Genomic DNA, 12,792 nt, shown 5'->3' with positions numbered 1-12,792 from the left:
TTCGGGCCGCCTTTTTTGTATCCGTCCAATCGACAGTCAGCCGAACAGGCGGGGCTCCCGCTCCAGGCGCACACCAAACCGTTGCTCGATGTCGTCCTGAATGCGCCCCGCCACTGCCAGCACATCGCTGCGCGGACGCCGCTGGGGATTGATGATCACCAGTGCCTGCTGATGCCAGGTACCCACCCCGCTATCCGGATCACGCCAGCCTTTCCAGCCAGCCTGATCGATCAGCCATCCTGCAGCCAGCTTGGTGCGACCATCAGCGGACCTGAACATGGGCAGATCAGGATGGCGCTCCTGCAAAGCCGCAGCATGGCTGCTGGTAACCATGGGGTTGGTGAAGAAACTGCCCGCATTGGGGACGGCCCGGGGTTGCGGCAGCTTTTCCAGTCGTACGGAACAGACCTGTTCGATCAGTTGCCTCGGTGTCGGCTGCACAAGCCGCTGCAGAGGTCCGTAGGTGAGCACCGGACGGAACCGGCGCGGTAGCCGGAAGACTACCTGGGTGATAAACCAGCGGCCCGCCTCGGCGTGTTTGAACACTGAATCCCGATAGCTGAAGGCACATTCGGCGCGCGCAAACTGACGCATTTCTCCGCTATGCAGGCTGACGGCTTCCAGGTGCTCGATAAAGCTTTCCACCTCTACCCCATAGGCACCGATATTCTGTACCGGCGCCGCACCAACCGTACCGGGAATCAGGGCCAGATTCTCCAACCCATACCACCCCTGGGCGCTGCTGAACCGCACCCACCAGTGCCAGTTGATACCGCTGCCCACCGCTACCGTCACGCTGTCTTCATCCCAGGCCAGAGCCTGCAGACCGGACAGTTCATTGATCAGGGTCAGGCCATCGACCTGTTCGGCCGCCAGCACATTGCTGCCCTGCCCCAGGATGCGCACCGGCTGATCGTGTTCACTGGCCCAGGCCAGGGCCTGCTCCAGATCCGCCAGCGATCGAACCGGGGCCGCGTGTTGCGCCACACTGGCACAGGCCATGGTCTGCAGCCGCCCGAGATTGAAATCATGCAGGATCACAAGGCAGGCCCGCTGCGCTCCGAGGAGTCGGACCCTGGCTGTTGCATCATGCGTGCCTGGATGTGCTTCAACAGGCCTTCGGCCGCCTCGGTACAAAGATCAAACACATCGCGAAAACCGTCTTCACCCCCGTAGTAGGGATCGGGCACTTCACGTCGGGCCTGGTGCGGTGCAAAATCGAGAAACAGCACCGGAGCCTGCCCCTGAGCTCCGCTGTCCCGGTAAAGCGCTTCCAGATCCCGCAGATTCTGTTTATCCATCGCCAACACATAGTCGAAGGCGGTGAAGTCATCCGTCTGCACCTGGCGTGCTCGCAGATCGTCCAGTTCAATGCCTCGCGCAGCGGCTTCAGCCCGCGCCCGGGAGTCAGGCGGTTTACCCACATGCCAGGTACCGGTGCCGGCCGAATCTGTCTCTATGCGATCTGACAGGCCGGCCCGGGCCACCGCCGCACGGAACACGCCCTCGGCCGTGGGTGAACGACAGATATTGCCCAGGCAGACAAACAGCACACGTACAGGCTTCACACAACACCTCCCTTCAGCAGACCGCGGATCTGCTCCAGATCTTCCGGTGTATCCACTCCGCTGGGTGGCGGCTCGCAGGCCTCGGCCATGGCGATCGCAACGCCATGCTCCATAAAGCGCAACTGTTCCAGCTTCTCTGTCTGCTCCAACGGTGACGGCGACCAGCCGGTAAAGGCCTGCAGGGCCCCGGCCCGATAGGCATATATCCCCAGATGACGCCGGGCCAGATCGGGAACCGTGTCGGCACTGTCACGCAGGTACGGCACGGAGGCGCGACTGAAATAAAGGGCCAGCCCGTTGCCCGCTGTGACCACCTTGACGGCATTGGGGTTGCGATATTCGGTCAGGGTCTCTATCGGGGTACAGAGCGAGGCCACTCCGGCTTCCGGATGCGCCGCCAGCAATGCTGCAACCTGATTGATCAGGGTCGGGGGCATGCCAGGCTCATCACCCTGCACATTGACCACTATGGTGTCGTCAGACCAGCCGCGCAGCCTGGCCACCTCGGCCAGTCGATCGGTACCGGATTCATGGTCTGCTGCAGTCATCACCACGGGCAGCTCGATCGCCTGCAGCGCCGACTCTATGCGCGGGTCATCGGTCGCCACCCAGACTTCCTCCGCCTGACTGCGCCGAGCGGCATCTGCCACCCAGGCGATCATGGGGCGACCGTGAATATCCGCCAATGGCTTGCCGGGCAGACGGCTGCTGGCGTAACGGGCGGGGATCACTACCTTGAAAGCGGGCAAGTTGGCTGTCATCGGAGACTCTTCAATGGAACAATCGGCTTGGCGACTACCGGTCAGGCAGTCGGTCGGTTCAATACTGGCTGCAGCGTTCTCGCCAGGCGCTCCCGATCGAGCGGACTGAACTGCACCTGCAATGGTACTTCATAGGCCGCGCAAGGCAACGGGTCTGCCTGCAGCTTGATCGCGTCCTTGCTGGTCATCAGCACAGTGCGTCCCTGCAGGGCCGCGCGTTGTCGTTGTGACAACACCCCGTGATCCGACAGCGCCAGTGGCTCCAGTGCCCAGCCCTCCGCCCGCAACAGGCGGAAGAAGGACTCTGGCTGCCCGATACCGCACAGGGCCACCACGGGCTCGGTCTGACTGGCTGGCGTCGGGACCGGTCTGCTGGCCGTCGGAGACAAGGCTCGCAGAGCACCAAGTTGCAGTGCCATGGTCAACGGCTGCCAGGGCGCCAGAGCGCTGCTGGCGGCGGCCCGGGTGCTGCCCTTGCAGATCACCAGGTCCACCGAGTTCAGACGGCTGAGCGGCTCCCGCAGGGGACCGGCCGGGATCAATTCGCCATTACCATAGCCTGCCTCTGCATCAAACAGACAGAGCTCGCATTGCCGGTCCAGAGCCAGGTGCTGCAGCCCGTCATCACTGATCAGCACATCAACTTCCGGGTGTTTCTGCAGCAGATGGCGCGCCGCCTCGGGACGGCGCCGACCGACAGCGACCGGGCAGCCGGTCTGGTGCGCCAACAGCAGGGGTTCATCGCCGACCCGGGCCGCACTGTCCTGCTGCTGTACCAGGCTGGGACCGCGCTCCCGACCACCATGGCCCCGGCTGACGATGCCCGGATTGTGCCCCTGAGCGCGCAGCCAATCGGCCAACCAACCGATCATGGGAGTCTTGCCGGTACCGCCAACCACGATATTGCCGACCACGATAACGGGCACCGGCAACGGCTGACGTCGGCGCAGCAACTGGCGCTGATGAAGCGCGGACAGGCGTCCGTACAGAGCTGCCAGCGGGCGGGCCAGGCGCGTCAGTGGCGTCACCTGCTGCCAGTGAGCCGGCCAGCTCATCGGGCGGAGACTCGCGCTTCAGTCTGCATCGATCTGGGCCGCAAACGCAATCCGGCTGTGTCCCATGCGCCCGACTACATCCATTACGGTCAGCAGGGCCTGAGACGGCGTCTGCCGGTCAGTGGTGATGACCACCACCTGCTGACTGCCGGCATCCAGCACGGTGTCCAGCGCCCGGCGCAGCGTATCTGCCTGGCTGTTGATCAGCATTTCGCCATTGATCTCTATATTGCCACTGGCATCAATGACAACATCGACTCTGAAATTATCGGTGACAGCCTGTTCCGACTGTACCTGCGGCAATTCGACCTCGAGCTGGGTTTCACGCGTAAAGGTGGTCGTCACCATAAAGAAAATCAGCAACAGAAAGACCACATCAATCAATGGCGTCAGGTTGATGCTGACATCGTCTTCCTGGGCACGGCGGAAATTGAGACTCATGACTGCCTCATTGCCCGGACTGGGCGTTTTGGGGTTCGGCCGTCAGCGCATCGATCAGCTTGACGCAGTCCTGCTCCATCATGATCAGGATGGTGTCGACGCGGCGGCGCAGTGCCCGGTAGAAGATCATGGCGGGTATGGCCACCAGCAGGCCCGCTGCCGTGGTAATAAGCGCCTGGGAAATACCGCCGGCCAGCACGCCGGCATTGCCGGTGCCCTGCAGCATGATGGCGGTAAACACCTCGATCATGCCCAGTACAGTGCCCAGCAGCCCCAGCAGCGGCGAAATGAGTGCAATGGTGCCCAGGGTGTTCAGAAAACGCTCCATCTCATGGGCCACATGGCTGGCCTGCTGCTGCACGCTGTCCTTCATGGCTTCACGGCCCATACGGCTCTGTTGCAGGCCCGCCGCCAGAATGCTGCCGAGCCAGGTCTCACGCCGCATGTTCTTCAGGTACTCCGCCGACAGGCGATTGTCCTTCAACTGTTTCCAGACTGCTGGCAGCAGGTCGCGCGGGGCCACCCGATCGGCCCGCAACACCCAGAAGCGTTCGATAGTGATGGCGATGGCGAGGATCGAACAGATGATAATGGGGACCATAAGCCAGCCACCGGCCTTGACGATCTCGAACACTGATATTCTCCCTGCGCTTTAAGTATGTTGATGCGCTGGGATTCTAAGCCATGGGAGCAACCTTAGGCCATAGCTCTGCTCCATTAATCCCGATTCCGTGAACCGGTACCACCAACTGTGCCGGCCACAGGTGCAATGAGCTTCCGCCTCCACGGCGGCGATGCGGGCCTGAACCTCACCGGCAGGGTTCCGCTGCGCACTGTGGACCACCCGGCGCGGCCGCAGCGCCTCCAGCCAGGCCCGGGTATTGGCCGCCGCCGTACCGCCCCGACTACTGACCAGCACATCGACCGGGGCCGGTTGCTGTCGCAACAGCAGGCCATGCTCGGTGGTGGCCCCGGCCCCGCCGGAGATCACCACGGCCCCATGCGGGCTGCGCACTTCAAGCATGCAGGCGCCTTCGGTGGTCGACTCGGGTTGATAGCCTGGCTGCGGACGCAGAAACCGGAACTGCACCCCGCCCTGCTGCCACTGCACATTCAGGTCGCAAAAACGAGGCTCCGACCAGTCGGCTGGCCAGAACCTGGGTGGTCGGGCCGAGAACGCCTGCTGGGGCGCGAACCCCATGGTGGCCAGTGACCCCAGGCCGCCCTCGGTAAACCGGCCCGGGCGCGACAGCACCAGCGTGGTCCAGTCCCCGCGGGGGCGCCACCAGAACCAGCGCAACAGGGTCTGACTCAGGTTCAGTGCTGCCGGTGGCCCGGTACCGGTATCCATGACCACCCGGCCAGCCGCAGTTTCCACTATGGCAGCCTGCCCCTGGCCGGCATCCAGCACCCAGAGCTCAAACTCCCCGAGAGCCAGCGCCGGCCCGCGGCTCTGGTGCCACAAGGTACTGCCGGCCAGCGCGATCAGCAGCAGCCAGTAGATCCATCTGGCCCGAACCAGCAGGCCCAGAGCACAGCCCGCAGCCAGCAACAGGCTTTGCAGCGGATCCAGTACCGGCAACCAGGCCCAGGGCTGATCGAACAGGACCAGCAACAGCCGCCACAGGTCGGCCGCCAGGCCAAACCCGGTTGCGGCCAGCGGCACGCCGAGAGCGGCCAGAAAGGCCAGCGGCAACGCCACAAAGCTGACCAGCGGAATCAGCAGCAGGTTCAGCATCATGCCGGCGGGAAACAGGGGCAACGACCAGAGCGCATGCACCGGCACCAGCAGCAGTGACAGGCTCAACTGGATACCGACCAGTTGCCGCCAGCCCGGCCAGTGCCCGATATGGCGTGCCAGCATGATCAGCACCAGAGTGGCCCACCAACTGAACCAGGCACCTAGGTCCAGCCACAGCAGCGGATCGCCGATGACCATCAGACAACCGATGATCAGCAGCAGGTGATGGGCCGCCAGACGGCGGCGATACAGCCAGGCCAGTCCGGGCAGCAACGCCATCAGAAAAGCCCGCCACAGACTCACTGCCGGCAATGCGAGCCAGAGCAGGCCGCCAGCAATGACCAGTGCCGCCAGTTTCTGCCAGTCCTGGCGCACACCAACCGGGTGCAGGCGCCAGACCCAGCCTGCTATCCAGTAGGCCCACAGGGCCAGGCTGCCGATATGCAAACCGGACAGGGCCAGCAGGTGCTGTGTCTGGGTGCGAGCAACCTGCCCTCTGACCTGCGCATCCATGGCAGCTCGATCACCCAGCACCAGGGCCTCGTAGAAGCCTCTGGCCTGACCCGATACCGGGCGCTGACGAACCCGGTCCCGCAGATTGAGCAACCAGCGGTTCAGCGCGCGGGGTTCTGTCTGCTCGAAGTCGTCTATTTGGCCCTGTGCCTGAATACGATGGCGCAGCATCCAGAGAGCAAAGGAAGTCTGCCCGGGGCTGACTGTTGCTCGCCAGGGACGCAGCGACCCGGTCGCCATACCGGTCTGTCCGGGCTCTGGGGTTCCCTCGGTGCGCCAGTTCAGGTAGTAGCGGCCACCGCCCTGTTGTCTCACCAGACAGCGGCTTGACCAGTCCGAGGACCAGCAGCGTTCGATCTGCAGCGGCATCTGGTCCAGCGCACGGGGTTCGCTGAGCAACTGACTGACGTTGCCGTGTACCGCCCCCAGCGTCCACAGGACGCCCACCAGGGCAGCGCAAACAAGGTCCGAGCGCAACCGCCATACCAAAATGCCGGCCAGCGCAGCGATAGCCCACCAGACAGGTTGGAACAGTACCGGCAGTGCCGCCCCAAGCAGAAAACCACCCATGCCCCAGGAGGCCCGCCAGGAATGGATATCCGGCTTCATGATCTCTTCCCTGAGCCAGCAAGACAGCCCCGAGCCTAAATCAAGGGGCCCTGTTTCGGTGGGCAGTCCCAAGGGATAGGTTTTTTCGTAGCGAGCAGTGCAAGTCCCGACAGGGAGCTGTGCCTCATGGTAGCGAGGGACGCAAGTCCCGATTGAGCGGTATCAACCGCCTCAGTAGGCCTCCAGACGCCCCTGCTCCAGCCGATAGCGCACGGGCATGCGGGCGGCAAGATCGTGGTTGTGCGTCACCACCACAAAGCTGCACTGGGCGGTCTTGTTGAGGCCCAGAATCAACTCCTGAATCTGGCCGGAGGTCTGGGTGTCCAGGTTGCCGGTCGGTTCATCCATCAGCACCAGACGCGGTCGGTTCATCAGCGACCGGGCAATGGCCACGCGTTGGCGTTCGCCGCCCGACAACTCCGAAGGCTTGTGCTCGGCGCGATGCGCCACACCCACGCCTTCCAGCAGGCTGAGTGCATAGTCCCGATCCTGCGCATTGGGCTTGCGCCGAATGCGGGTCGGCATCAGGACGTTGTCCAGCGCGGTGAATTCATGCAACAGATGATGAAACTGGAACACAAAGCCCAGCGTCTCGTTGCGTACCTGGCTGCGCCGACGCTCGCTCATGCGGCTCAGATCCTCGCCATCGACGGTGACCGCACCGCTGCTGGGCAGATCCAGCCCTGCCATCAGATGCAACAGGGTTGATTTGCCGGCACCGCTGGTACCGACAATGGACACCATGTCCCCGGCCTGAATGTCCAGATTGAGACCATCGAATACCCATACCGGTTCAGGCCCGATCTGGTAGGACTTGGTCAGCTCGCGGCATGACAGCACAGATTCACTCATAGCGCAGGGCCTCCGCAGGCAGGGTTCGGGACGCCCGCCACGCTGGATACAGCGTCGACAGGAAGCTGGCCACCAGCGAAACACAGGCCACCAGGATCACGTCATCAAGGCGCAGTTCAGAAGGCAGATAGCTGATGAAATAAACGCTGCCGTCCAGCACCTGGAAGCCGAACAGGTTTTCGACAAAGGCTACAATGCGGTCAATGGTCAGGGCACCGAGAATACCCAGTATGATGCCGATGCTCACGCCGACCACGCCGACCACACCGCCCTGTACCATGAAGATGCCCATGATCTGGCTGGGCCGTGCGCCCATGGTGCGCAAAATGGCGATATCGGACTGTTTCTCGGTGACCAGCATGATCAGGCTGGACACAATATTGAAAGCCGCCACAGCCACAATCATGAACAGCAGCAGACCCACCATGCGTTTCTCGAGCTGAATGGCCTGGAACAGATTGCCCTGGGTACGCGTCCAGTCCGAGAACTGGTACTGGCCGGGCATGTCTATGGCCAGCTGCCGCGTGACACGGGGCGCCTGGAACAGATCATTCATCGACAACTGGATGCCTTGCACAGCCCCCGGCATGCGCTTCAGTGTGGCCATGTCCTCCATGTGCACAAAGGCGGTATCCGCATCCAACTGAGCGCCGACCTGGAAAATGCCTGAAACGGTAAAACGCTTGAAGCGTGGCTGCACACCCATGATGTTGACCGACACTTCCGGCACCATGACATTGATGCGGTCGCCCGCCTGCACGCCCAGTTGGCGCGCCAGGGACTGCCCCAGCACAATGTTCCAGTTCCCCGGTGTCAGATCGTCCAGGTTGCCCGAAACCATGTGATTGCGCAGTATCGATACCTCATCGATATAGGCCGGGTCTGTACCCGTGACCAGAGCGCCACGGCTCTGCCGGGGTGAAATCAGCATGGAGGTATCACTGATGTAGGGTGCTGCACCCCGCACTTCGGGATGTTCCAGCGCCTGCTCGCGCAGGGCCTCCCAGTTCTCGACCGGCTCCACACCGGATATTGTGCCATGCGGCACCATGCCAAGAATGCGTTCGCGCAGTTCACGCTCGAACCCATTCATGACCGAAAGCACGATGATCAGTACCATTACCCCCAGGGTAAGGCCAATCATGGAGACCGTGGAAATGAAAGAGATGAAGTGATTGCGCCGTTTGGCTCCGATGTACCGTCGTCCGATAAAAACGGAAAGGTTTTGTAACATCCGGAAGTTCACTTATAGTTCAGGAAAGAGATAAACGGCAGCCAGTCTACTGGCTGGCCTTTCTGTCTGTAAAGACATCATCTGGTAAAGCAGCAGGACCCGCCATGGAATACGACCGCAGAGCCTACTTCCGCATCGAAGATGTCGCCTGGGTGCTGACCGCATCATTCGCCGAGGACCGGCCCAGTGTGGTGGAGTACTTCCCGCAACTGCGCCATGTCACGGCCGAGAACGCCCTGGCGGCAGTCGACCAGGAATTGAAGGAGCTGAGCGAGCACCTGGATGAGAAAGCCCTGAGCCGCTATGTGCGGGCACTCAACCGCAAAATCGACCTGTTCCGGCAGAATCTGCTGATCCAGCAACTGGACCGCCTTGATGAAGACCCGCAGACCATTACCGTCAGTGAAGGCGGGCTGAGCTTCTGGTCGCACCAGGCCTACAAGATCGGGGACCGGGTGGCCATGGCACTGGTATTTTCCCCTTCCTATCTGGCTATTTATCCGCGCGCCGAGATCGTGAATTGTGAGCCGGACACCGGTGGCTACAACCTGCATGCCGCCTTTGTGGACATGCCCGAACCCATGCGGCAGCAACTGGCGCGGCATCTGTTGTCCCAGCAGACGGCGCACCGGACCTGAGCATCACGAGAAATCGCGCCGGAACGGCGGCAGCGCATTCAGCACCAGGCTGCCGTAGCGCGCGGTGCGCACCCGGGCATCGAGAATGACCACCCTGCCCTCGTCGTCATCCTGCCGGATCAGTCGGCCCACGGCCTGCGTCAGCCGGATAATGGCCTCGGGCAGCGTCAGTTGCATGAAGGGGTTGCCGCCGCGTTGTTCTATCCATTCTGCCGAAGCCGACTGCAGTGGATCATCCGGCACGCTGAACGGCAACTTGGCGATAATCACCTGCGTCAGCGCCTTGCCCGGCAGGTCAATGCCCTCCGAGAAACTCGCCAACCCGAAGATGGTACTGTTCCTGCCCTGCTCCAGGCGCTGCAGGTGGGTATCTATAATGGCTTCCCGGCTTTTCTGGCCCTGACACTGAATGGCCTCTCGCACTGCGGAAGGCAGCTGTTCGTATACCGATTCCATCTGCGCCCGTGAAGAGAACAGCACCAGGGTCGCCGCATGGTCGGTGAGCAGCGTCGGCAGGCGGGACACCAGGTCCCGGGTGTGCTGATCCTGCTGGCCGGCGTTGGCTGCATTGCCAGGCAACCAGATGACGCCCTGGCGGGCATAGTCAAAGGCACTGTCGACACGCAGATAAGCACTCTCGTCATGAATGCCGGAATGCACCCGGAAGCGGCTGAAATCGCCACCGACACTCAGTGTGGCGGATGTCAGCACAGCCCCCCAGGCCCGGTTCCAGAGGTAATGGTTCAATACTCCGCCGGCCAGAAACGGGCTGCACATCAGGGCCAGATCATCCCGGCCTTCGGCTTTCTCCACCCAGAACGCATTGGGCGTGTCGGCGTCAGCCTGCTGATACTGGCGTGACAGGTCGATGGCGGCCTGCACCAGTTCCAGGTCCTGGCCGATCTGTTGTGACCAGCTCTGCACCACCGGCAGTCCCGCCGGCGGATTGGCAGCCCGCAATTGCTGATTGATCAGCTTTTGTGCGCGGTTGAGAAAATCGATGATGGGCTTCAGGTGCTGAGTCAGCTCGACCAGGGCCACGCGCAGCGGCTCCGGCACCTGCCCCAGCGGGAAGCGGTAGTAGCCGGGACGCCCGCCGCCCTGCCCCTGCCAGTCCAGATCCAGCATGGCGCTGATCTGACGCAGTTGGTCCCGGGTCTCACGGGCCTGAAATTCCAGATCAGCCAGGCCTTCGCCCAGATCATCATAGGCCTGCAGCTCCGACACCATCTTGGTGGCGTGACGATTGACCTGCTCGATAAACTGGCTGAAGGCACTGAGTTCGAGTCGCAGGGTGAAATGGGACAGCGCCTTTTCGGGCAGATGGTGCGCCTCGTCGAAAACGAAGAGCGTATCTGCCGGGTCCGGCAGCACCACGCCGCCGCCCAGCGCCAGATCGCTGAGCACCAGATCATGATTGACCACCAGCAGATCCACGTCCTTCAGGCGCTGCCGGTGACTGAAATAGGGGCACTCGTTGTAGCGGCTGCACAGGGATCCGAGGCAGTCCGAACTGGTTGCCGTGATGGCCCGGCGCAGCGCCGGGTCAGGCTGCTCTTCCAGACCATCCAGGTCGCCGTTCCATTGCTTGCTGGCAAAGGCCTCGGTCAGACCGTCAATGCGCTCCATCAGCGCCTGGCTGGTGGCGGCAGCGCGATCAAACAGAGTGGCTTCTGTGCCCAGTTCGCCGCGCGCCTGCTCGGCTTTGACCTCGCAGAAGAATCGGCCGCGGCCCTTGCCGAGGGCATAATCGAACGAGAGGTCGGTATAGGCCTGCAGGTCGGGCAGATCCTTGTCCATCAGTTGCCCCTGCAGGGCGACGGTGGCAGTGGACAGCACCACCTGCTTGCGCTCCTCGGCAGCGATAATCAGCGCCGGAATCAGGTAGCCCAGCGTCTTGCCTGTGCCGGTGCCCGCTTCCACCACCGCAATGCGGTCGGCCACGGCTGTATCGGATTCTGCGGACGCCGAGGCTTCTTCGGTGGAGGCCGGAACGGGTTCTGCTGCCGCCTCAGGCGCAACACCGCCCAGGCGGCGGGCAATGTGGGCGATCATGTGCCGCTGACCACTGCGCGGACGCAGTTCCCGGGCGGCCAGATAATCCCGATAGGCCTTCTGAATGAGCTGTTTCTGTTGATCTGTTAACATAGGAGCCATTGATCGATACCGGTGCGACAGTGTATCAGGAATCCATGTCAGGGACCCCTGTGCCGAGGTTCAGGAACAGGCCGGACAAGGCGCTCAGGCACTGTGCAGGTGTTGATCAACATGAACCCGCACGACTGAACTGCACAGGATGCTCAGCGAATGACCAGAACCATCAAGGTACAGAATCTCCCCGTCAGCAATGACCAGCCTTTCACCCTGTTTGGTGGCATGAATGTGCTGGAAAACAGGGACCTCGCGCTGCGCGTGGCCGAGCAGTACAAGACCGTCTGCGCGGAACTGGATATCCCCTATGTGTTCAAAGCCTCGTTCGACAAGGCCAACCGGTCTTCCATGCATTCGTTTCGCGGCCCCGGCCTGGAGGAAGGGCTGCGCATTCTGGCCGATGTGAAGGCCGAGTTCGGGGTGCCCGTCATTACCGATGTGCATGAACCGCACCAGGTCGCTCCGGCCGCCGAGGTGGCCGATGTCATCCAGTTGCCGGCCTTTCTGTCCCGGCAGACCGATCTGGTGGTCGCCATGGCCCGCACCGGTGCCGTGATCAATATCAAGAAGGCCCAGTTTCTGGCCCCGGAGGAGATGCGTCACATCCTGCACAAGTGCGAGGAAGCTGGCAATGACCAGCTGATTCTGTGCGAGCGCGGCAGTGCCTTCGGTTACAACAATCTGGTGGTCGACATGCTGGGCTTCGGCATCATGAAGCAGTTCGACTATCCGGTGATCTTTGATGTCACCCATGCCCTGCAGCGACCCGGCGGCCGCAGTGACTCGGCCGATGGGCGTCGCCAGCAGGTAACCGAACTGGCTCGGGCCGGGTTGTCACAGAAGATTGCCGGGCTGTTTCTGGAGTCTCACCCCGACCCGGACAACGCCAGGTGCGACGGTCCCTGTGCCCTGCCGCTGGATCAGCTCAAGCCGTTCCTGCGCCAGATGAAGGCGCTGGATGATCTGATCAAGGGGTTTGAAGACCTGCACATTAGCTGACGGACCTAATTCTGTAGCGAGCGACGCGAGTCGCGATGGCGGTGTCAGTCGCCCCTCAGTCGGGACTTGCGTCCCTCACTACACGTGCTTCGCTACAGGGGCCTGTGCCTCATTTGTAGCGAGCAACGCGAGTCGCGATGGCGGCATCAGCCGCCCCTCAGTCGGGACTTGCGTCCCTCACTACACGTGCTTCGCTACAGGGGCCTGTGCCTCATTTGTAGCGAGCAACG

The 12,792-nt window shown here is 62.4% G+C and carries 12 protein-coding genes; 2 read left to right on the top strand and 10 right to left on the bottom strand.

All coding sequences use genetic code 11. The features are described 5' to 3' along the window. Window positions 1–36: 36 nt before the first annotated feature. From murB to E4656_RS03965, 9 genes are all read right to left on the bottom strand, one after another. Window positions 37–1,041 (bottom strand): UDP-N-acetylmuramate dehydrogenase, encoded by a 1,005-nt coding sequence (murB, locus tag E4656_RS04005; protein ID WP_135481373.1) that lies wholly within the window; start codon window positions 1,039–1,041, stop codon window positions 37–39. After that, on the bottom strand, window positions 1,038–1,568 hold the full coding sequence (locus E4656_RS04000) for a low molecular weight protein-tyrosine-phosphatase (protein WP_135481371.1): 531 nt from the start codon (window positions 1,566–1,568) through the stop codon (window positions 1,038–1,040). The genes murB and E4656_RS04000 overlap by 4 nt, the downstream gene beginning before the upstream one ends. Continuing rightward, window positions 1,565–2,329, bottom strand: a complete 765-nt coding sequence (gene kdsB, locus E4656_RS03995) for a 3-deoxy-manno-octulosonate cytidylyltransferase (protein ID WP_135481369.1) — start codon at window positions 2,327–2,329, stop codon at window positions 1,565–1,567. Before kdsB ends, E4656_RS04000 begins: the two co-directional genes overlap by 4 nt. Window positions 2,330–2,370: 41 nt before the next feature. Then, the gene (lpxK, locus tag E4656_RS03990) at window positions 2,371–3,384 is read right to left on the bottom strand and encodes a tetraacyldisaccharide 4'-kinase (RefSeq protein WP_135481367.1); all 1,014 of its coding nucleotides are present in this window, start codon (window positions 3,382–3,384) and stop codon (window positions 2,371–2,373) included. Between the two features lie 18 nt (window positions 3,385–3,402). Next, window positions 3,403–3,825 (bottom strand): ExbD/TolR family protein, encoded by a 423-nt coding sequence (locus E4656_RS03985; protein WP_135481366.1) that lies wholly within the window; start codon window positions 3,823–3,825, stop codon window positions 3,403–3,405. A 7-nt stretch (window positions 3,826–3,832) separates the two neighbouring features. Then, window positions 3,833–4,459, bottom strand: coding sequence for a MotA/TolQ/ExbB proton channel family protein (locus E4656_RS03980; protein ID WP_205849087.1), 627 nt, complete (start codon window positions 4,457–4,459; stop codon window positions 3,833–3,835). Between the two features lie 18 nt (window positions 4,460–4,477). Next, a complete protein-coding gene (locus E4656_RS03975) occupies window positions 4,478–6,688 on the bottom strand; it encodes a ComEC/Rec2 family competence protein (protein ID WP_135481364.1) in 2,211 nt (736 codons plus the stop codon). A gap of 171 nt (window positions 6,689–6,859) precedes the next feature. Then, window positions 6,860–7,540, bottom strand: coding sequence for an ABC transporter ATP-binding protein (locus tag E4656_RS03970; protein ID WP_135481362.1), 681 nt, complete (start codon window positions 7,538–7,540; stop codon window positions 6,860–6,862). Then, entirely contained in the window at window positions 7,533–8,774 is a 1,242-nt protein-coding gene (locus E4656_RS03965) for a lipoprotein-releasing ABC transporter permease subunit (RefSeq protein ID WP_135481360.1), read from the bottom strand. Before E4656_RS03965 ends, E4656_RS03970 begins: the two co-directional genes overlap by 8 nt. A 104-nt stretch (window positions 8,775–8,878) precedes the next feature. Here E4656_RS03965 and E4656_RS03960 point away from each other — a divergent pair, with 104 nt between their 5' ends. Then, complete coding sequence (locus E4656_RS03960) at window positions 8,879–9,412, top strand: PilZ domain-containing protein (protein WP_135481358.1); 534 nt, start codon at window positions 8,879–8,881, stop codon at window positions 9,410–9,412. A gap of 3 nt (window positions 9,413–9,415) precedes the next feature. Here E4656_RS03960 and dinG read toward each other — a convergent pair whose 3' ends face one another. Next, window positions 9,416–11,560, bottom strand: a complete 2,145-nt coding sequence (dinG, locus tag E4656_RS03955; RefSeq protein WP_167855921.1) for an ATP-dependent DNA helicase DinG — start codon at window positions 11,558–11,560, stop codon at window positions 9,416–9,418. 159 nt (window positions 11,561–11,719) lie between these two features. Here dinG and kdsA point away from each other — a divergent pair, with 159 nt between their 5' ends. Then, complete coding sequence (gene kdsA / locus E4656_RS03950; protein ID WP_135481355.1) at window positions 11,720–12,562, top strand: 3-deoxy-8-phosphooctulonate synthase; 843 nt, start codon at window positions 11,720–11,722, stop codon at window positions 12,560–12,562. The last annotated feature ends 230 nt before the right edge of the window (window positions 12,563–12,792 follow it).

Origin of the sequence: Natronospirillum operosum (assembly GCF_004768465.1) — a bacterium.
Lineage (GTDB): Bacteria > Pseudomonadota > Gammaproteobacteria > Pseudomonadales > Natronospirillaceae > Natronospirillum > Natronospirillum operosum.
This window is presented reverse-complemented; position numbering and strand designations above follow the sequence as displayed.